The organism is Halopenitus malekzadehii (genome assembly GCF_900108505.1).
Classification (GTDB): domain Archaea; phylum Halobacteriota; class Halobacteria; order Halobacteriales; family Haloferacaceae; genus Halopenitus; species Halopenitus malekzadehii.
On sequence record NZ_FNWU01000010.1, the window covers coordinates 39,008 to 59,692 of the forward strand.

At 65.5% G+C, this 20,685-nt stretch carries 17 protein-coding genes and 2 tRNA genes; 14 read left to right on the forward strand and 5 right to left on the reverse strand.

Annotated elements, in window-relative coordinates; translation table 11 throughout:
* Positions 1–230: 230 nt before the first annotated feature.
* The 3 genes from BLW38_RS12270 to BLW38_RS12280 all read left to right on the forward strand — a co-directional run bounded on the left by BLW38_RS12270 (position 231) and on the right by BLW38_RS12280 (position 2,854).
* The gene (locus tag BLW38_RS12270; RefSeq protein ID WP_092817509.1) at positions 231–1,220 is read left to right on the forward strand and encodes a tyrosine--tRNA ligase; all 990 of its coding nucleotides are present in this window, start codon (positions 231–233) and stop codon (positions 1,218–1,220) included.
* An 85-nt stretch (positions 1,221–1,305) separates the two neighbouring features.
* Positions 1,306–1,593 carry a translation initiation factor eIF-1A gene (gene eif1A, locus BLW38_RS12275; protein ID WP_092817510.1) on the forward strand — a complete coding sequence of 96 codons (288 nt, stop codon included), beginning with the start codon at positions 1,306–1,308 and terminating at the stop codon, positions 1,591–1,593.
* Positions 1,594–1,783: 190 nt separating this feature from the next.
* Positions 1,784–2,854: a lamin tail domain-containing protein gene (locus BLW38_RS12280; RefSeq protein WP_245710205.1), complete on the forward strand. Its 1,071-nt coding sequence runs from the start codon at positions 1,784–1,786 to the stop codon at positions 2,852–2,854.
* A gap of 111 nt (positions 2,855–2,965) precedes the next feature.
* Here BLW38_RS12280 and BLW38_RS12285 read toward each other — a convergent pair whose 3' ends face one another.
* The gene (locus BLW38_RS12285) at positions 2,966–3,307 is read right to left on the reverse strand and encodes a dihydroneopterin aldolase family protein (RefSeq protein WP_092817511.1); all 342 of its coding nucleotides are present in this window, start codon (positions 3,305–3,307) and stop codon (positions 2,966–2,968) included.
* Positions 3,308–3,505: 198 nt separating this feature from the next.
* Between BLW38_RS12285 and BLW38_RS12290 the strand changes: the two genes are divergently transcribed.
* The 4 genes from BLW38_RS12290 (at position 3,506) to BLW38_RS12305 (ending at position 8,610) form a co-directional block, all read left to right on the forward strand.
* A complete protein-coding gene (locus BLW38_RS12290) occupies positions 3,506–3,802 on the forward strand; it encodes a DUF6432 family protein (RefSeq protein WP_092817512.1) in 297 nt (98 codons plus the stop codon).
* 118 nt (positions 3,803–3,920) lie between these two features.
* Positions 3,921–5,051: a CAF17-like 4Fe-4S cluster assembly/insertion protein YgfZ gene (ygfZ, locus tag BLW38_RS12295; protein ID WP_092817513.1), complete on the forward strand. Its 1,131-nt coding sequence runs from the start codon at positions 3,921–3,923 to the stop codon at positions 5,049–5,051.
* A 144-nt stretch (positions 5,052–5,195) separates the two neighbouring features.
* On the forward strand, positions 5,196–6,644 hold the full coding sequence (locus tag BLW38_RS12300) for an ATPase domain-containing protein (protein ID WP_092817514.1): 1,449 nt from the start codon (positions 5,196–5,198) through the stop codon (positions 6,642–6,644).
* 10 nt (positions 6,645–6,654) lie between these two features.
* On the forward strand, positions 6,655–8,610 hold the full coding sequence (locus BLW38_RS12305) for a PAS domain S-box protein (RefSeq protein ID WP_092817515.1): 1,956 nt from the start codon (positions 6,655–6,657) through the stop codon (positions 8,608–8,610).
* 17 nt (positions 8,611–8,627) lie between these two features.
* On the opposite strand, the gene BLW38_RS12310 is transcribed toward BLW38_RS12305, so the two are convergent.
* Positions 8,628–9,713 carry a geranylgeranyl reductase family protein gene (locus BLW38_RS12310; RefSeq protein ID WP_092817516.1) on the reverse strand — a complete coding sequence of 362 codons (1,086 nt, stop codon included), beginning with the start codon at positions 9,711–9,713 and terminating at the stop codon, positions 8,628–8,630.
* Positions 9,714–9,851: 138 nt separating this feature from the next.
* Between BLW38_RS12310 and BLW38_RS12315 the strand changes: the two genes are divergently transcribed.
* The 3 genes from BLW38_RS12315 (at position 9,852) to BLW38_RS12325 (ending at position 12,425) form a co-directional block, all read left to right on the forward strand.
* Entirely contained in the window at positions 9,852–11,930 is a 2,079-nt protein-coding gene (locus tag BLW38_RS12315; protein WP_092817517.1) for a DEAD/DEAH box helicase, read from the forward strand.
* A gap of 80 nt (positions 11,931–12,010) precedes the next feature.
* Positions 12,011–12,081, forward strand: a tRNA-Pro gene (locus tag BLW38_RS12320).
* 270 nt (positions 12,082–12,351) lie between these two features.
* Positions 12,352–12,425 (forward strand) — tRNA-Phe (locus BLW38_RS12325).
* A 491-nt stretch (positions 12,426–12,916) separates the two neighbouring features.
* Here the strand turns inward: BLW38_RS12325 and BLW38_RS12330 are convergent.
* Entirely contained in the window at positions 12,917–13,324 is a 408-nt protein-coding gene (locus BLW38_RS12330) for a hypothetical protein (protein ID WP_092817518.1), read from the reverse strand.
* Positions 13,325–14,073: 749 nt separating this feature from the next.
* On the opposite strand from BLW38_RS12330, the gene BLW38_RS12335 reads away from it, so the two are divergent.
* Positions 14,074–14,895, forward strand: coding sequence for a restriction endonuclease (locus BLW38_RS12335; protein ID WP_177167497.1), 822 nt, complete (start codon positions 14,074–14,076; stop codon positions 14,893–14,895).
* Positions 14,896–15,014: 119 nt separating this feature from the next.
* Here the strand turns inward: BLW38_RS12335 and BLW38_RS12340 are convergent, their stop codons facing one another.
* Complete coding sequence (locus BLW38_RS12340; protein ID WP_092817520.1) at positions 15,015–15,545, reverse strand: hypothetical protein; 531 nt, start codon at positions 15,543–15,545, stop codon at positions 15,015–15,017.
* Between the two features lie 248 nt (positions 15,546–15,793).
* Here BLW38_RS12340 and BLW38_RS16305 point away from each other — a divergent pair, with 248 nt between their 5' ends.
* The 3 genes from BLW38_RS16305 to BLW38_RS12355 all read left to right on the forward strand — a co-directional run bounded on the left by BLW38_RS16305 (position 15,794) and on the right by BLW38_RS12355 (position 20,439).
* Entirely contained in the window at positions 15,794–17,665 is a 1,872-nt protein-coding gene (locus BLW38_RS16305; protein WP_092817521.1) for a hypothetical protein, read from the forward strand.
* Positions 17,666–17,872: 207 nt separating this feature from the next.
* Positions 17,873–19,756, forward strand: coding sequence for a formate/nitrite transporter family protein (locus tag BLW38_RS12350; RefSeq protein ID WP_092817522.1), 1,884 nt, complete (start codon positions 17,873–17,875; stop codon positions 19,754–19,756).
* Positions 19,757–19,866: 110 nt separating this feature from the next.
* Entirely contained in the window at positions 19,867–20,439 is a 573-nt protein-coding gene (locus tag BLW38_RS12355) for a hypothetical protein (protein ID WP_092817523.1), read from the forward strand.
* Here the strand turns inward: BLW38_RS12355 and BLW38_RS12360 are convergent.
* A partial coding sequence (locus tag BLW38_RS12360; RefSeq protein ID WP_143040877.1) for a zinc ribbon domain-containing protein occupies positions 20,379–20,685 on the reverse strand: 307 nt, incomplete at its 5' end. The genes BLW38_RS12355 and BLW38_RS12360 overlap by 61 nt on opposite strands.

The window sequence follows — 20,685 nt, forward strand, 5'->3', positions numbered from 1 at the left end:
CGTCCCGATCCGGGACGGACGTATTTCCGTTCATCGGCGAGTCCCGGATCGGTGGACACCCGATCACGGCTCGCCCGATCATAGCTCGCCTGATCACGGCTTGTCCGACCACGTCTTGCCCGATCACGGCCGAGTCGGCTCCGACGGCGTCGATCGGATCCACTGGATCCGGACCATCGTTCGGGGTCGCTTTCAGAAGGCATATCCGAACGGTTCCCGACCGAGCGTGTATGGACGCCTACGAGCTGATCACCCGGAACGCCGCCGAGGTGGTCACGGAGGAGGAGATCGAGGCGCTGGCCGACGACCCCGACGGGAAGCGGGCATACGTCGGCTACGAGCCCTCGGGCGTCCTCCACATCGGGCATATGCTGACCGCGAACAAGCTGATCGACCTCCAGGAGGCCGGCTTCGAGGTCACCGTCCTCCTGGCGGACGTTCACGCCTACCTCAACGACAAGGGGTCCTTCGAGGCGATCCGCCGGACAGCCGAGCGGATGCGCGACCAGTTCATCGCCTATGGTCTCGACGCCGACAAGACGCAGTTCGTGCTCGGGTCGGACTTCCAGCTCGAGGACGACTACACCCTGGACCTGCACGCCCTGGAGCTCGAGACTACGCTCGCGCGCGCCGAGCGGGCGATGGCCGAGATCAAGTCCGGCGACTCCGTAAAGGTCTCCCAGGCCGTCTACCCCCTGATGCAGGCGCTCGACATTCCCTACCTCGGCGTCGATCTGGCGGTCGGCGGGATGGAACAGCGGAAGGTCCACATGCTCGCGCGGGACGTCCTGCCGAGCATCGACCGCACGCCGCCGACGAGCCTACACACGCCGCTCATCGCCGATCTCGCCTCCGGGATCGGGAAGATGTCCTCGAGCACCGGCGTCACCATCTCGATGGAGGACGCCACGGCGGAGATCGAGGAGAAGGTGAACAAGGCGTACTGTCCGCCCACGGCCGATCCCGACCCCGACGACGAGGGCCGCGAGCGGGAGAACCCCGTCCTCCAGATCTTCGAGTACCACGTCTTCCCCCGATTCGATAGCGTCGTCGTCGAGCGCCCCGACGAGTACGGCGGCGACCTCGAGTACGAGGCCTACGACGCCCTCGAGGCCGACCTCGAGTCCGGTGAGCTCCACCCGGCCGACGCGAAATCCGCCCTCGCGGACGCCCTCGATCGGCTCATCGCGCCCGGCCGCGAGCAGCTCCAGGATCAGTAGGCCGTCTCCACAGCCCCTCCCACGGCCGCTTCCGGGCCAGCCAGCGTCCGGCGGGTTTAAACCGCGACGGATCGAACCGGGGCCCATGAGCGACGACGGCGAGGGCCGACGTGACCTCAGAATGCCCGACGAGGACGAGGTGTTCGCCGAGGTCACGAACATGCTCGGAGCGAATCGCGTCACCGTTCGCTGTGCAGACGGCACGGAGCGAACCGCCCGTATCCCCGGCCGGATGCAAAAGCGCATCTGGATCCGCGAGGGGGACATCGTCCTCGTGGAACCGTGGGACTGGCAGGACGAGAAGGCCGACATCGCCTGGCGCTACGAGAAGAGCGAGGCGGACCAGCTGCGCGAGGAAGGACACATCCAATAGCGTCGCCGCGCTGACGGCGACGGCTCGATCGCGGTTTTTCGACGATCCCGTCCCCAGCGATGCGTCCGTGCCGGTCCGCATCCTCCTCGACAACGCATCCTCCTCGGCAACGCGTCCGCCTCTTCAGCTAGACTCCCACTCACGCCTCGGATGGGAAACGATTAGGGCGCTCGCCGAGTCATCACTCGTGATGCACACGAACCGGCCCGACGCCGTTTCCACTCCCGACTCCGGTTCCGATCCCGATCCGGGAGCGACGCCGGGCCGTGATCGTGGGGAGCTTGAGGTCGCGGCCGGCGTCGGCGTCGTCCTCCTCGTCGGCGTGATCGCGGTCGCCGCGATCGTCGGCGGTCCGGCGATCGCCGCTGTTCCGTCGCTGCCGGGAGGTGACGGCGGTGGCGCCGACCGACCGGCCTCGACCGCGACCGCCGAGTTCGACGCCGCTGCCGGCACGACCGTGACGGTCACCGAGGTGGTCGACGGCGACACGATGCACGTCCGACTGCCGGACGGAACGCGCGATACGATCCGGCTGCTCGGCGTCGACACGCCTGAGACTGGGTCCGGGTCGGTTTCGCCCGACGAGTGGGAGTCGATCCCCGACGACGCCGACGGCCGGGCGTGGCTGTCCGGCTGGGCCGATCGGGCGAGCGCGTACGCGGAGGACCGCCTCGACGGCGAGGAGGTGTACATCGAGACCGACCCGAACGCGGACGCTCGCGGGAGTTACGGCCGGCTGCTGGTGTACGTCTCGCAGAACGACACGACGGAGGTCTCGTTCAACCGCCGGCTGATCGACCGCGGATACGCCCGGCTGTACGACACGCCGTTCACGGAGCGGTCCGCCTACCGATCCGCGGAGGCGGCCGCCCGTGATGACGGCCTCGGCGTCTGGGGATACGAGGCCGGTGGCGGAACCACCACGACGGACGATGGGATCGCGGTCGCGTCGGTCACCGCGGACGCGCCCGGCAACGACCACGAGAACCGCAACGGGGAGTTCATCGTCCTCGAGAACCGCGGCGATGAGCCGGTCTCACTCGACGGGTGGACCCTCGCCGACGCGGCCGGGAACACGCACACGGTTCCCGAGGGTGTCGTCCTCGAACCGGGGGACCGGGTGACCGTTTACTCCGGCGCGGGGACGGACTCCGGGACCGAGCTGTACTGGGACGCCGACTCGGCCGTCTGGAACAACGACGGAGACACCGTGATCCTCCGGGATCAGTCGGGGACTGTCCGGATCGAGTACGCGTATTGAGGCGGCGTCGCGGACCGAGCAGTATCCCTCGACGACAGGCGTCACCACGCTGGCGTCGGCGGTCGCCACTCCTCAATGGCGACAGGCGTCACTCATCAATGGCGACGGGTGTCACTCCTCGACGGCGACGAGCGTCATCAGCGGGTAGCCGTCCGCCATCTCCATACGCGTTCGGACGGTCACGCCCTCGTAGTCGATCCGCATCGTGACATCCATCAGCGATCCCGTCAGTTCGGTATAACCGTTCTCGTGGTCGATCGCCTCCCGGACGCGGTCGTCGTGGATCGTGACGGTTACCGCCTCACAGAACGGCTGGTTCTCGATGGCCTCGGCCATCGCGCGCTCGAGGCTGCGCGTGCTCGCCGGACTCACGGGCGTGCCCGCGAACTGGTGGTACAGCGACCCGAACTTGATCCCGGCCTCGAAGCAGGCCTGCTGGGCGTCGGTGGGCATTACCCCGTCCCTCGTCCGCCCTGCGGTTATAAACCCTGATCCACGGGCGAGCGTGGCTGATCGCCGACGTCGGTTCCGGACGGTCGCCGACGCCGGTTCCGGACGGTCGCCGACGCCGGTTCCGGACGGTCGCCAACGTCGACCCGGGAGATCATCGACGCCGGTAGACGTAAACCCGATCCGACCGTTGCCCCCGATATGGCAGCGAAGCCGGCGTATCGCGACCGACCCGAGGTCGAGGTCGAGATCCTCGACGCCCTCGTCGACCGCCGAGAGGAGGGAATGACGGTATTCGAGCTTCGGGCCGCCGTCGACGCCGACATCGACCGGATCGAGGCGGCGCTCGGCGAGCTGAAGGACGACGGCCTGATCACCGTCGAGCAGGCCGAGACGCGCCTGCGCGTGTATCCCCACGACCGCGTCGTCCCCGACGCGACGCCGGAACTGGACGACCCCGGCGTGCTCCAGCGGATCCGGTCGAAGCTCGGCCTGTGACCGTCCCCCCGCCCGTGGCCGCGGACGACGACGTCCCCATCCACGACGTCCCCGGCCACGACGTCTCGCGTCGCTTCGGGTCACGGGGCTTTTGACCCCGCGCCAACTTCGGATCGGTATGACGCTCGTCAGTGACGCCCACACGGACCACGGTGCCGCCTTCGTCGACCGCGGCGGTCGGGAGGTCGTCGATCACTACGGCCGCCCGGACAGCGTCGGGCGGGCGGTCCGGAACGGGGTCGGAACGATCGAGATGGGCTACGGGATCGTCGTCGTGACCGGCGAGGACCGGGTCGAGTTCGTCGACGACGCCGTCTCGAACACGGTTCCCCGGGCCAACGGCGAGGGCGTCTACGCGCTCCTGCTCGACCCCCAGGGCGGGATCGAGACGGACATGTACGTCTACAACGCCGGCGAGCGCCTGCTCGTGTTTACCCCGCCGAACCGAGCCGAACCGCTGGTCGAGCAGTGGCGGGAGAACGTCTTCATCCAGGACGTCGAGATCCGGGATGCGTCCGCCGAGTTCGGCGTCTTCGGCGTCCACGGACCGACCGCGACCGAGAAGATCGCCTCCGTGCTCAACGGCGCCGGATCGCCGGAGCCCGCGCTTTCGTTCGTCAGAGGGACGATGGTCGACGCCGGCGTCACCGTGATCGCGACCGACGCCCCGCTCGGCGAGGAGGGCTACGAGGTCGTCTGTGCGGCCGCCGACGCCTCCGAGGTCTTCGACACGCTGCTCGTCCGTGGGCTCAACTCGGCGCCGTTCGGCTACCGGACGTGGGACGCGTTGACCCTCGAGGCGGGGACGCCGCTGTTCGAGTACGAGCTCGACGGACGGATCCCCAACGTCGCGGGGATCCGCAACGCGCTCGACTTCGAGAAGGGGTGTTACGTCGGCCAGGAGGTCGTCTCACGCGTGGAGAACCAGGGGCGGCCGAGCCGCCGACTGGTCGGGCTCGCGCTCGAGTCGGGGAGCGCTCTCGATGAAGGGAGCGAGCCCGCATCTCTTCCGGAAGCCGGCGCCGCGATCGTCGACGGCGACGCCGCGATCGGCGAGATCACGCGCGCCGTCGAGAGCCCGACGCTGGACGTGCCGATCGCGTTCGGATACGTCGAGTACGGCGCGGTGGAGTCGGGCGATACGGTCGCGGTTCGCGTCCACGAGGCGGACGTCCCGGCGCGTCGTGTCGACCTCCCGGTTCACGAGGGAAGCGCGGGATCGGCGCGATTGCCGAGGTATTCGGACTGAGGGTTCCCACGCCGCCCCACGACCGAACTGTGAACGTTGCGCCGTTCACCGACCGAACTGGGACCCATTTCGGTTTCCCTGACCGGGTCGTGCTCGATCCGAAGGGAGGAACATTCAATATCCTTCCCCTCGTGTTCCGATCGAATGGTTACTTCCGATCGGGTCGGCACGGGGATCGACGAGCTCGACCGAGTGCTCGACGGCGGTCTGCGCCCCGGTCGGTCATATATGCTCCGCGGCGATCCCGGAACCGGGAAGACGATACTGGGTGCGCACTTCCTCACGACCGGCGTCGCGGCGGGCGAGTCGACGCTGTTCGTGAACTTCGAAGAGTCGACCGAACACGTTCGCGAGAACCTCGCGTCGCTCGAGTTCGACCTCGGCGACGTCTCCTTTCTCGATCTCACTGCGGACGCCGACTCCTTTACTGAGGATCGGACCTACGGCCTGTTCGGCCCTGAGGAGACGGAGGCTGGCCGGGTCGCCGACCGGATCGTCGACGCCGTCGACCGCGTCCAGCCCGACCGAGTCTTCGTCGATCCGCTCACGCAGTTTCGCCAGCTGGTCTCCGACGACACCGCCTTCCGGCGCGAGGCGAACGGCTTTATGCGCTACCTCACCGATTCCGGTGCGACCGTCCTCTTTACCACCCAGTCGACGCCCGACCGGTCGGTCGACGACCTCGAGTATCTCTGTGACGGCAGCATCCGACTCGGTCACGGCGAGACCGGGCGGACGCTCGAGGTGACGAAGTTCCGTGGATCCGACTTCGAGTCGGGTGCTCACACGGTCCGGATCGATGGAGATGGCCTGCGCGTGTTCCCACGGCTCACCCCCGAGATCCACTCGCAAGCGTTCACGGCGGAGACGGTCTCTTCCGGGGTCGACTCGCTCGACTCCCTGCTGTCGGGTGGGATCGAACGCGGCACCGTCTCCGTCATCTCCGGCCCCAGCGGCGTCGGGAAGACGACGACCGGGTCCCACTTTATGAAGGAAGCCGCTGCCCGTGGCGAGCGGTCGGTCATCTATATGTTCGAGGAATCACGGGAGACCTTTGCCCACCGCTCGCGCTCCATCGGCGTGCCGGTCGAGGAGATGGTCGAGGAGGGTTCGCTGGCGGTCGAGGAGATCGAGCCACTGTCGGTCTCGCCGGACGAGTTCGCGGCGCAGGTTCGCACCGAGGTCGAGGACCGCGATGCCCGCGTCGTGATGCTGGACGGGATCTCCGGCTACCGGCTCTCGCTGCGCGGCGAGGACGACGACCTCGTTCGGGAGCTCCACGCGCTGTGTCGGTACCTCCGGAACATGGGTGTCACCGTGATCCTCGTCGACGACGTCGGGACCGTCACCGGCGAGTTCACTCCGACCAGTTCCCGGATCAGCTATCTCGCTGACAACATTATGTTTCTGCGCTACATCGAGGTTGCCGGCGAACTCCGGAAGGCCGCTGGCGTGTTGAAAAAACGCGCGAGCGATTTCGAGCGGACGCTCCGAGAGTTCGAGATCACGGGCGACGGTATCGTTCTCGGAGAACCGCTGACCGGACTCCGCGGGATCCTGACCGGAACGCCCGAGTTCGTCGAGGACGATTGATATCAGTCAGATGACCGACGATGACCCGAGAAACGGCTCCGCGCTCGATGGGCTCCCCGAGCGACCGCCACGACGGTCGGGCGACGCCGGGATGAGCGCCGATCCGCCGCCGTTGTTCGGGCTCGCGGCCGAGCGGTCCGGCCTCGATCCGACCGACGGCGACCGTCGGCCCCGGATCGGGTGTTGTCTCAGCCGAGGCGGCCACGAGCAACTGCTTGCGGATTGGCTCGAGGAGCACGGCTACGATCCGGTTCGGGTCGACCCGGAGGCGATCGACGCCGTCCGGTTCGACCTCTGTATCGTGGACCGCCGGACGCTTGGGGACGTTCGGGACCCGATCCTCGAACGTCACAGCCGGTCGCAGTCGCTGCTTCCCGTGTTGCTGCTCACGCCCGGTGACACCGGCGAGACGCTTGCCGCGCTGCCGGCACCGCTTGCCGCCGTCGTCACGGACGTCGTCTCGATCCCCCTTCGGACGCCGATCCTCAAACGCCGGCTCGAAAGCGCGCTCCGCACGCGCCGGCTCTCGCGTGATCTCGCCGGGAGCCGGGAACGATACCGACAGCTCGTCGAACACACGCCCGCGGCGGTCTTTCTCGTTCACGACGGACGGATCACCTACGCCAACGCCGCCGCCGAGCGGCTTCTCGGCGCGGACGGCGGCCTTCGTGGCGAGCCGTTCGCGCGATTCGTCGCGTCCGCCGACCGGGATCGCGTCCTCGACCTCATCGGTGCGATGTCGCCGGGGGGATCGATCGAGTTCGTTGACGTCGACTTCCGACGAAACGACTACACGATTCCGACCGAGCTTGCGGTGGCGCGCGTCGACGACGAAGACGCGACCTGGCCGGCAGGGATCGGCCAATTCTCGGGCCGCACCGTCCAGATCGTCGCCCACGACGTCTCCAGGCGGCAGGCCCGCGAGGATCAGCTCAAACTCTATCGCCGGGCGATGGAGACCGCTACGGTCGGAATCTCCATCACCAACCCGTCGCTATCCGGAAATCCGCTCATCTACGTCAACGACGAGTTCGAGCGGATCACCGGTCGATCCCAGGAGGAGGTGCTCGGTCGGAACCCGCGGTTCCTCCAGACTGAACACACCGATCCCGACACAGTTGCCCGAATTCGGGCGGCGATCGAAGCCGGCGAGCCGATCTCCGTGGAGATCCGCAACGGCCGCACGGACGGCACCGAGTGGTACAACCAGCTCGACATCACGCCCATCGAGGGATCGGACGGCGAGGTCGAGTACTTCCTCGGGTTCCAGCGGGACGTGACCGACCGACACGAGCGGGAACAGCGGCTCGCGGTGCTCGACCGCGTCCTGCGCCACGACCTTCGCAACCGGCTCAACGTCGTGACCGGCCACGCTGCCGAGATCGAGGGCGGCAACGGCGACGCCGTCGAGCACGCCGCAGCGATCCGGAACGCCGCCGAGAGCCTGATGGAGCTGTCCGACGCGGCCCGCCGGTTCCGCTCGGCGATGCGTGAGGACGCCCCCCTCGAGCGGGTCCGGCTCGATAGTCTCCTCGTGGATCTGCTCGAGACGGTGGCTGAGACCGACCCGGCGGTGACGCTCCACAGCGATCTTTCTCCCGCGATGGTCCGGTCGAACGGCGGGCTCCAGCTCGCGATCGAGGAAGTCCTGACGAACGCGATCACACACGCCGATCGTGACCCTGAGATCGGGATCACGCTTCGCGTCGATGGGAACGAGGCTGTCCTCCGCATTGCGGACAATGGGCCCGGGATCCCCGCAACCGAACGGAACGCGCTCGAAGGAACCGCGGAGACGCCGACCGACCACGGCTCCGGGCTCGGCCTGTGGCTCGTTCGCTGGGCGGTCACCGACGTCGACGGCGAGGTCTCCTACGCCGCGAACGACCCTCGCGGTGCGGTCATCACGCTTCGACTTCCGATCGTCGAGGACCTACATCCGGACTCGGAACCCAACGGCTCCTGAGGCCGTCCTCGACTGCCTCACGGAAGCAGCCGTCGGAGCTGCTCACGCGAAAAGAACGACGACGGCCGGTCCATATGGACGCCGATCTCCCCCGAGAGGGTGCGGAGCCCGACGCGCTGGACGGGCTCGGGAAGCGAGTAACACGCCCGGATCAGCTTCCCCAGTCGGATCTCCCTGGAGAGTTCCGTGCGCCAGCCCGATTCGTAGTCGGCCAGGGTTGCCGGGTCCGCGGGGTCGATCCGCTCGGCCGCGACGTCGGCGGCGGTTATGCCGTAGAGGATCCCGCCGCCGGTGAACGGCTTCGTCTGTGCGGCCGCGTCACCGATCAGGAACGCCCGGTCGCTCGTGACCGTCTCGGGAGGGCCGATCGGGATCGCCCCCGAACAGAAGCGGTCGGTCTCGACGCCGTAGGCGTCAGTGAGGGCATCGAACAGCTCGGTGACGTCCTTGCCCGGCGGGGCGGCAAGCCCGTACTCGACGCCCGCCTCCCCACGGGGGATCCGCCAGGCGAAGAAGCTCGGCGCGGTGAGGTGGACGTCGACGAAGTCGCCGTCGTCGGGCGCATCGTCGAACGCGAGCACGCCGTGGAGCATCTCCGCCGGCTCCGGCAGATCCAGCGACCGCCGCACGCGGGAGACGGGACCGTCGCAGCCGGCCACCATCCGCGCCGTGATCGTCTCCGCGGTCGGCTCGTCGTCCGCGGCGATTTCGAGGACGACTCGATCGTCGCGCTCCTCGATCCCCGTCACCGTGTGTCCTTCCCGGACATCGGCGCCGGCCTCACGAGCGCACTCGGCCAGCGTCCGGTCGAGTTCGACCCGGTCGATCACGTTCGAGACTGCCTCGCGTTTATAAAACGGGTAGGATCGGGATCCCGGGCCGCCGACGTGAAATCGCGCGCCGCGGACCCGATTCTGGCGGAGATCGTCCGCGGCGTCGTCGGGGAGGTATTCCCAGATGTCCGTGGAGACGTGGCCCGAGCAGGCCAACGGCGTGCCGATATCCCCCTTTTCGAGGGCGATGACGTCGTGGCCGGCCGCGGCGGCTCGACGGGCGAACCGCGCGCCTGCGGGGCCGACGCCGACCACGGCGAAGTCGTACATACGCCGAGGGAGGGCGCCGGCGCCCAAAGGGCTTTCTCGTCGGTGGGCGTCTCGAGGTGTCCCTCCCGTGATCGACTGTGCCTCCGGGGATCCCCCGAGACGAACCGCTGAAGTACCCCGATCGCCTACGCACCGGTAGTGTCACAGCAGCTGGCCGACGTCGACACGCTGTTCCTCCACGAGGCGCGGAGTCACTACGTCGTGGCCGCGATCCGTGACGGGTCGCGTGTCCTCCACGGGCGATTGGAGCTCAAGGACACCGACGCGGGCCCTCGACCCGGGAAGTTCCACGCGATTCGGGGCGACGACGCCGAGCCGCGACGGCCGGAGGAGTTCGTCGACCTGGCGCGGGCCGCCTCCCGGATCCGGATCTCCCAGCAGACCTCTCCGGAGGGACGCGAACGTCTCCAGGCGGCACTCGACGGCTACCAGCTCGAGGCGGCGGTCGTCCGCACTTGTCGCCGGTGTGCAAGCGATGGTCGCTACTCACCGATCACCGCGGACACGGCGATCGTCCACAACGACGAGCACATCTGTCCGGACTGCGCCAGGCGGGAGCTCGACCGCGAGCTCTCCTTCGCCAGCGGCGTCGGGGGGACCAACGGCGGCGGGTTCACCGGCGCCGCCGAGGACCGCCTCGAGGAGCTGCTGCTTGAGGTCCAGGACCTCGACCGGATCGCGAACCTGCTGTCTGGCGGACTCGATCCCGACCTCACCAAATACGACGAGGTCTCGGCGACCGTCGACGACGTGAGCCCGGTCCGGACCGCCGACCTCGACCTCCACCCGACACTGGCCGATCGGGTGCAGTCACGCTTCGAGGAACTGCTGCCGGTCCAGAGCCTCTCCGTGCGCAACGGCCTGCTCGAGGGCGATGACCAGCTCGTCGTGAGCGCCACCGCGACCGGCAAGACGCTCGTCGGCGAGCTGGCGGGGATCGACCGCGCCCTGAAGGGCGACGGGACGCTGCTGTTTCTCGTCCCGCTTGTCGCGCTGGCCAACCAGAAACACGAGGATTTCCAGGATCGGTACGGCGACGTCCTCGACGTCTCGATCCGGGTCGGATCCTCGCGGATCGACGACGACGGCAATCGATTCGATCCGAACGCGGACGTGATCGTCGGGACCTACGAGGGGATCGACCACGCGCTGCGGACCGGCAAGGACCTCGGCGACGTCGGGACGGTCGTGATCGACGAGGTTCACACCCTCAAGGAGGGAGAGCGTGGCCACCGCCTCGACGGGCTCATCTCGCGGCTGAAACACTACAGCGAGCGCCGCGTCGCCGCCCGCGAGTCATACGACGGCGCCCAGTGGATCTACCTCTCCGCGACCGTCGGGAACCCCGAGTGGCTCGCCGGACAGCTCGGGGCGACCCTCATCGAGTTCGAGGAGCGCCCGATCCCGATCGAGCGCCACGTCACGTTTGCCGACGGCCAACAGAAGACACGGATCGCGGACACCCTCGTCAAGCGGGCGTTCGACACGAAATCCTCGAAGGGCTATCGCGGCCAGACGATCGTCTTCACCAACTCCCGACGGCGCTGTCACGAGATCAGCCGGAAGCTCGAGTACGACTCGGCCCCGTATCACGCCGGCCTCGACCACGGTCGGCGCAAGCAGGTCGAACGGCGGTTCCTCGACCAGGACCTGGCGGCGGTCGTCACGACCGCTGCGCTCGCGGCCGGGGTCGACTTCCCGGCCTCCCAGGTCGTCTTCGACTCGCTGGCGATGGGCATCGAGTGGCTCTCCGTCCAGGAGTTCTCCCAGATGCTCGGGCGGGCGGGCCGGCCCGACTACCACGATCAGGGCACCGTCTACCTGCTCGTGGAACCCGACTGCACCTACCACAACTCGATGGATCGCAGCGAAGACGAGGTGGCGTTCACGCTCTTGAAAGGCGAGATGGAGGACGTGAACACGGTCTACGACCAGACCGCCGCCGTCGAGGAGACGCTCGCGAACATCACCGTCGCCGGCGATCGGGCCAAGCGGCTCAACGACCGGATGATCGGCGACGTCCCCACGAAACACGCCGTCGGCAAGCTGCTGGAGTGGGGCTTCATCGACGGCCTCGAGCCGACGCCACTCGGCCGGGCGGTCACCCGGCACTTCCTCTCGCCGGACGAGGCGTTCCGCATCCTCGATGGGGTTCGGAAGGGAACCGATCCCTACGACCTCGTCGCGGAGCTGCAGCTCCGTGAGGACGACCGGTAGACGATCGGCGGCGACCCAGGCGATCGGCACGGTCCCACGAACGAAACCCTTTAGCGCGTAATCGCTGTAGATGGGGCTACGGGACCGTGGGTTAGTGGTATACTCCGGGCCTTGGGTGCCCGTGACCCCGGTTCGAATCCGGGCGGTCCCATCTTCCTGTTGCGATCCATCTCCTCGCTCGTCCGGGCGTCGCCACCACGTCACGGCATTCGCCGTAACGTCGTCGTCCGTCGTCTCGTTCGATCCCATCGCTCCGTATACTGCCCCCGGATCAGATAATCACCCGTCCGATCGTGGATCGAACCCCGGACCGGGTTCACTGTCCGGCGATGACCGGCCCGCTTCCTGAGGATTCCGGTCGACGTCCCCGCGCCGGGTTTCGAAATCCTTTTGTCCCGAATCGGCATTGGTTCGAATGCGAGCCGCCTTAGCTCAGACTGGGAGAGCACTCGACTGAAGATCGAGCTGTCCCTGGTTCAAATCCGGGAGGCGGCATACCCTTACCGCTCGAATGAGATTTGAGAGTGCCAATGCCGTCCTGCGATTCCGGTTTCCCTTGTGCGATGGGGACCGGTCACTGGACGGACCCCGACGGCGTGTTGCGTTCTGTACTGTTTGAAACGCCCGGAGAAAGCTTAATTCCTTGGCAGAGGCCAGATACCGCCCTTTTGTGGGAGAAACGGGCTATCAAGAGAATCGGTCTGTGCGCGCACGCTTAAGCGGTGTCCACCCTCGTCCGAACGTACCACTGTCCCGATGAGGAACGACTCGGTACACAGCAATCCTCGGACGAGGTGGTCGATATGAGTACCGGTGGGGGTCACAACTGTCACAGGCCCTGTTCAATTGAGTCGAAGGAGAGGTTCGATACTGGAGGTGGATAGATGTCTCTCGACAACTGTCGTGACACTACTGACACACAATCTATCGGTATTCAGGTGTCTGCGGTAATGGAAGAATGGTACCTTTCCGCACTACCGAAAACTCTACTCTTTCGTATCTTTTCGGGTCTCTTTCTGCTGCTGGACACACCACTGGTAGAGTTCTTCTTTCAGTTCAGTCGGCGTCTCGCCGAATAGCATCCCTAACCTCCAGCCGAGGTTATGCCACGAGAGCCCATTCAGTGCCCTCTGACCGAACTCCTGACCGTTTTCTGCTTTGGTCCAACCGGCCTTGAAAGACCCAAGTCGGTCATTACCGGGTTCAGGGAAAACCCGTTGGTCCTCGTCCCAGTCGTGCTTCAGGCCCAGTAGACGTTCATCAGGGGAGTCCGAATTTGCAAACTCCCTGAGAGCAGCGGAGATGAGGCCGTTCCAAGTCCGACCCTGTTCCTCTTTCATCTGCTTCGCCATCTCGTACACCTCGTCATCGAGCTCAGTTCGTACTTCGGGCATCGCACTCACAACTACATTTCGAATTGATTTATGTCTTTTGGCTCACTTTTAGATTCGAGACTAAATTAATTAGAGAGCCTGAAACACATATTTTCAGCACTTTAGGGACAGTATACACTATACTATAATTCGGGGAGTTATGTGTACGACGTTTTGCTACCTAAGGACGAGGAAGTCGAATATACGGGATCAAGGCGCCAAAGACGCAAGAAAATCGTTGAGCGAATTCAGAGGCAGTGGACTACCATCACCAACGACTATTCAAATCCACGCAAATCTAATCGAGCAAGTGAATCAGTTTGAACCTCGCTCGTTCTCAGACAGTATGAGAAGCGTCGGCGGTCATCTTGAGCAACCGCCCGATGGGTGCAATACTATCTCAAGGCGTTCCTTAACCGCTCGTCATAGACAGTGGGCGCGAGTTGCGGAAGTTCTGCGGCACCGCGGTGTTCCAGTTCTGCCATAGTTAGTTTCCCCACAGAACGGTTCCCCACCATCGGGGCGATGGTTCAAGCCCTGAGCGGCGTCTGAGCGGAATCCGTCCGGCGCTTGAGGGCAGCCAGTCGGCGTCTGAGACACCGTTCAAATTCGGGAGGCGGCATCCCTTCTCCGCTCGGATTGGATTCGAAATTAACGTCGGGATGCAGCCTTTATAAATCACCGATGGTTGTTTCCCGTTCCTCCGACGACTGACCACTATGGATAATATAAATTTGACTGATACGGAACTCCTCAAAAAATTACAGGAGATGGACGAGTATGAATTTGAGGAGTTGGTTGCTGATCTGTGGGCGAAACACGGATGGAGTACGACGGTTACGTCCGGCTCAAACGATGGTGGTGTGGATGTTATTGCTGAAAAAGACACGCCATTCTATCAAAAACAATTGATACAAGCAAAGCGATATTCATCTCGCACCAAGGTGGGGCGTCCGGACATACAGCAGTACAGCAGTTTAAGACACCGGACGGATAACGTAGACGCCGTCGTTGTGGTGACGACCAGCGATTTCACTCCGCAAGCGGAAGCGGCTGCGGCTGATCTTAACGTTAAAACAGTCAACAGCGAACGGCTCATATCCATGATTACAGAGTTGAAAACGGATGATCTGTTACAGAAATATATTCCTGCGGAAACGGAACACGACTCTGACGTAACCTTGTCAGAGATTCGGGATAGAAGTAAAAAAGACATACTGAATCAGGCGATACGGCTATCAAAACAGAACTCTGGCACGGTTTCTGTGGGAGTCTATTTGGACGGTTCAGATTCAGGGTATGTCATATCACCTCAACTCACCGATGATATTTACAATTTGCACGGATTTATTAACGAACGCAACAGTATTGGACAGTTTGATACTCAAGATTGGGAGAATATTAAATCAATTGCTAATAGAAACGATCTTGAAGTAGTTGGTGTGGATGAGGAACGTGGTGGTCGATTATTTGTCGGGAGACAGGGTGGTAGACCCCCTGAAGCCGACGAAATTTTACGCACAATGCGCGAGTTCTTGCCCGAAGTTTTCTCCGTCTCACCTCAATTTGTTGATTTATTCATCCAAGAGTAACTACCCAGCGACCGCGAACCTCCTGACGCCTCCACAAAAAATTGCATCTCATTTGGTCGTCGACCGTCTCGGTGCCACGATCACCGTATCGAGGCCGAGACCGTGTCTTCGCGCGGGATTCACCAGTTCCCGACGTCGTTCTCGACCCGATATCTCTGGTAGTAGGCTTTCTCGACGGTCCGGAGGTCGAAATCGCCAGGGTTCCGCTCGCGGAGCTCCGCGAGGATCTTCGGATAGTCGGTGACCCGCATCCCCCGGTCCTCCCCGAAGAACTCGTGCACGATGTAGCGGTCGCCGATCGCGTAGTTCTCGGGGTCATAAAACATCAACACGACCGTTGCCGTCGCGCCGCCGATCCCCGGAATCGACCGCAGCGTCTTCAGTTGCAGCGTCGGATCGTCGACCAGCAACGCCGCCTCGCTCACACGCCGAACGAACTCGTCGGGGACGGACCGTACCTGTTCGACGTTGCGGTCACGCCGTCCCGTTTGTCCGTTTAGTTTCCACCGGACGACGTCCTCGAGCTGCTCGCGAGTGATGGACTCCTGGTCGGCAAGCGCCTCGTGGAGGCGTTCCTCGATCGCCCGCAGGTCGTCGTCGTACACCTCGTCGTACCGGTCGCTCCACGTTCGGATCTCGTTCGCGTCCATACGCACTCAGCGACCGTGAGGGTCATAGGCTTCCCGGACCCGAATCTGGCTGGGCGCCGTCACGAGTCGGCTGTCGGCTGTCGGCACACTTTCAGATCTCGTTTCTTTCCTCTTTCGTTTCTTTCCTCTCTTGGAGGTCGGATTCCGTTGCGCGGCGGTCACGACCGCTGTGAAGTCGTTTGATGGAGCCTCTCGCCCGCCGTTATCCCTGCTTAAAAATTTTTGTGAATGAACAACATTCTCCGAGTATGGGTTGGGGGAACACGGAACTCGGCTGGCTCGCGAAGCTTGCCGGCGCGGTCGCGCTGATCGAGTTCGGGATGACGGTGGTGGCCGTCGTCGGTTTCTACGCGCTCGGCGTCGGATCGCTGGACGTGCCCGTCCTCGGAACCGCGGTGCTGTTCGTACCGCCCGCGGTGACCGCGGTCGCGTTCTTGACGTGGGCGGCCTCACGGATCGCGCTCCGCTACCTCGTCGACGACCGTCGCTCCCGGTCGGCAGGCACCAGGCGCGCCGGCGCGGGACGCCGCGCAGCGACAGGATCGAACGCGGACCACGGCGGCCGGTCGGAACCCGAGGCCGTCGCCGAGACGGCTGCCGAGTCGAGCGATCGGCTCCGCGAGTTCAACAGGGCGAACACGTACCTCACGGCGATCCTCGGGTTCTTCCTCGTCGTTTCCGTCGTCTCCGCGCCGCTCACGGCGGCGGCCTCGGGCACGCCGCTGGGGATCGTCGTCGGGTTCTTCGACTTCGCCACGACGGCGCTGGGCGGCACGACGACCCTCCTCGTGACGACGGCCTGGTTCGCGATCGCCTGGTACGGGATCCGGACCTACCGGACCACCGAGGCGTGGCTCGCGGGGATCGTCGGCTGGACCCTGTTTACCCTCAGCGGACTCTCGCTGCTGACGACGAGCCTCGGCGCGATCGCGATCGTCATCGGCGGGGTGCAGGTCCTCCGCGTCGGACTGCGAGCCCGCGGCGGGACCGAGGTCGTCTTCCTCGACGAGTACGTCGAGTCGGTGCGAAACGACGCGCGTACGGGTGTGGTCGGCGGCGCCGGTGGCGGCGAGGCTGTCGGCGGCGAGGTTGCCGATGGCGAGGCTGTCGGTGGCGAGGTTGCCGATGGCGAGGCTGTCGGTGGCGAGGTTGCCGATGGCGAGGCTGTCGGTGGCGAGGTTGCCGGCAGGCAACCCGGTCACCCCGGGAGCGACGTGACCGACGGCCGGATGTCGATGGCCGAGATCAGGGATCGATTCCAGGACGCGGAGATCGAAACACCCGGTGACGTTCGGGACCTTCTCGCGGTCGCTCCCGTCTTCGTTCATCCGCGGGAGGCCGGCCACGAGCGGCTCACCTACCTGAGCTACCTGAGCTACGCGCTCGGCGGGCTCCTCGTCCTCTCATCGTTGCTCGTCGGGGTACAGCTGTGGGGGTTCCCCGCGCTCGGGGTCTGGGGAATCGTGGCCGGCGCGGTCTATCTCGGCCACGGGTTCGGGCTCCCCCAGCGCTCGCCGGTCGTCCACGCGGCGGGGACGGTCTGGTACGTGCTCGGCCTCCTCGTGGCCCTCGTGACGGTCAGCCCGGTCGCGATCGCCGCGACCGCGGTCGGAACCTACCTCGCCTGGACCGCCACCGCGGGGATCCCGCAGCCCGAGACGGTCGTTGCCGCAGCCCAGGGGCCGTCCGCCGCCGACGACCGGTCCGATGGGTCGTTTCCAGAGGGACTGATCGGCGGCGGCATCGTCGCTGGAATCGTTCTGGGGATCGTCCTCGATCTCCTGGGGGCGGCCGTCTTCGCGTGGGTCTCGGTGCAAACGGAGACGGTCTACGGGCTCCTCGTGATTCTGCCCGCGATCGCCGCCGGCTTCGGGGTCGCGGTCGGGACCGGCGAGCGGGGTGGCCTGCCGAGCGGCCTCGTCGCGGCCGGCCTGGCGGTGGTCTCGATCGGTGTCGGATTTCGGCTGTTGAACTGGTGGATGCCCCCTTCTACGAGCTCCAGCCCTCGCCGATTCTGGCGATCGTCCCGCTCGTCGGGATCTATCTCGCCTATCGTATTGGGTCGAGCGCCGCCGTCGAGGCGGGATCGAATGGCGGTTCGGATCGGGGCCGTGAGGTGACCCATACCGGATCCGAGGCCTCCGGGCGGTCGGAGGGAGGCGACGTCGGCGAGGACCGCGGGCATCCGACTGGGTCGGGATCGAGCCACGACCGGGGCGTTCGCGAGTAGTCGGTGCTGCGTTCTGGGGGAGCCGACGCCGTGATTCCGGATCGAAGCCTCGACGAGACGGTGACCTTCAAGTCGGCGCACCCTCAGGGATCGGATAATGGCCGACCCGGAACACACGGATCTCGCGGATCATCCCGACGACGACCCGCCCGATCAGGACGAGGAGAACGGGGCCGAGGACACGCCGACACCGAGCGATCTCGACGAATCGGTCCGCCAGGCCGTCGAACGGTCCCGGATGGGCGCGCCCGCGGTCGGCGAGGCGGTCCGTGACCGGTTCTCGGCCGACGAGGTCTTTCAGCGCATCGTCGCCGCCGCCGACGAGGAGGTCACCTCCTCGGGCCGGGAACTGTTCTTCAGCGGCATCGCGGCCGGGTTCGCGATCAGCATCACCTTCCTGTTGTACGCGTCCCTTTCGGCATCGACGGACAATCCCGTCCTCGGCGTCCTGCTGTACCCGCTCGGGTTCATCTACATCATCATCGGCGGCTACCAGCTCTACACCGAGAACACCCTGCCGCCGGTGGCGTTGACCCTCGAGCGGATCGCCAGCCTCCCCGCCCTGCTTCGCCACTGGAGCATCGTCCTGGTGGGTAACTTCACCGGCGGCGCGATCGGGACCCTGGTGCTCGTCTACGGCGACGTCTTCGATCCCGCGGCCGCCGACAAGGCGATGGAGCTCGGCCGACACGGGGTCGAAACGTCGGCGTGGGCGCTGTTCTCGAAGGCCGTCTTCGCCGGACTCATCGTCGCCGGCGTCGTCTGGGTCGGATTCAGCTCGCGTGACACGATCTCCCGGATCGTCGTGACCTACCTGGCCTTCCTCGCGGTCCCGCTCGGGGGACTCTTCCACGTCGTCGTCTCCTTTGCGGAGGCGTTCTACCTCATCATCCACGGTGAGCTCGGGATCCTCGTCGGCCTCACCGGATTCATCCTGCCGGTCCTGATCGGCAACACCGTGGGCGGCGTCGCGCTCGTTACCCTCGTGAACTACTTCCAGACCAGCGAGGACCGCCTGGAGTCGGCCCGCTTCGAGGGGATCGAACGCCGACTCACGCTCCGGGAGTGGTTCCTCGGCCGCCTCGCCGGCCGGTCGTACGTTCCGATGCTAGACCCCTCCGAGCAGGGGCTCTCGAGCGAGGGGACCTACCGGATTATGGTGCCGATCGCGAACCCACGAACCGAGTCGCGGCTGATCGAGCTGGCCTGCACCATCGCGAGCGCCCGGGAGGGGGCGATCGTTCACGCGGTCCACGTGATCCAGACGCCGGGCCGCCGCGCTGCCGATCCGAGCTACGGCCAGCGTCAGCGCGTGATGGAGGAGTCGGATCGACTGATGGAACCCCTCCGCGACGTCGCCGACGACTACGACGCGGGACTGAAGACGTCGATGGTCATCACCAACCGATCGTTCGAGGAAGTGTTCAACGCCGCCCGCCGGACCGATCCCGACCTCGTGTTGATGGGCTGGGGAGAGGACCGACTCTGGACGGACGCGCGCGCCGAGCGCCCGCTCACCGAGTTGACCAACCGACTGCCGAGCGACTTCCTGATCGTGAAGGACCGCGGCCTCGACGTCTCGCGGATCCTCGTCCCGACCGCGGGCGGTCCGAACTCGGCGTTGAGCGCGGAGGTCGCGGAGATGATCGCCGCGGTCGCCGACGTCGAGGTCTCGCTGTTACACGTCGTTGACGGTCCGGACGAGCGTGAGGCCGGCGAGGAGTTCCTCTCCCAGTGGGCCCTCGACCACGGCCTGACCGATGCCGAGACGATCGTCGACGACTCCGGCGACGTCGAGGCCGCCATCGAACGCGAGGCGAACGACAGCACGCTCCTGCTCATCGGGGCGACCGAGAAGGGGCTGCTCTCGCGGCTGTTGACCGATTCGTTGCATATGGACGTGATCCACCACGTCGACTGCTCGGTGCTGTTGACCGAACGCCCCGGCGATCGAACGATCCTCCAGCGGCTGTTCGGCTGAGCACGAACGACCGTTCGGCTGGCTGCGACGGCCCGTGAACGCATCCCCACACGCTCCGCGCATTCAAGTGTTCGGGGCGTCTGCGTACACCATCGGCGGACAGTGACCATATGGTTGTCCCAACCTGGATTCGGTATCGAGGCTTCGTCGTCGCGTTAATCGGGTTCGCGATCACCCGGTTCTTCGTCGCCGAGGCGCTCGTGGTCGACCGCTCCGTCCTCTTTCTGGCCGTCGGGCTGCTGCCGCTCGTCGCGGGACTCTCGTTGACTGTCTACGGCGTGGCGCTCGCCGTCGGCGTGTTCTCCCGGGACTACGTCGCGACCGTCGCTCGGTGGTGTCTGCTCGGAACCGGCGGTATGGCCGTCGTCGTTGCGATCACCCTCGTTGGGTCCGGTGGTGCGGGAGCGATCCCCCCGTCAACCGCACCCGCACTCGTGGCGAACGTCCTCATCAGCGGCGCGGTCGCCGGTGTCATCGTCGGGGACCGGTCGGCGAAACACCGACGCGAACGAGAGCGGAATCGACGCCAGGCGAACCGGGCGTTGTTCGTGATTCGGATCCTCCGACACGAGGTGGTGAATCGCCTCGGGGTCAAGTGGTTCGAGAGAGCGTTGCTCTCTCGTCATCCCGAGAGCGCATCGCGCTCTCGGACGACCCCGAGGCTTCCCGTTTCCACGACATGACTTGCAGACACGGACTCGAAGTGAGTCGTGTCCGTAGCGGTCACTGTCTCCACGGGCGTGTCTTCGGGCCATCCCAGCCCTAATTCAGCAAAGCCTCTCTGCAAGACGTTCATCGCCGCATTCGCGTCCCTGTCCGTCTCAAATCCACATGACGGACAGGAGTGTTCCCTGACCCAGATGGATTTCGCTGTCTCCACACCGCACGACGCGCATTCTTTGCTCGTGCCTCGGGCTTTGACCTGCACG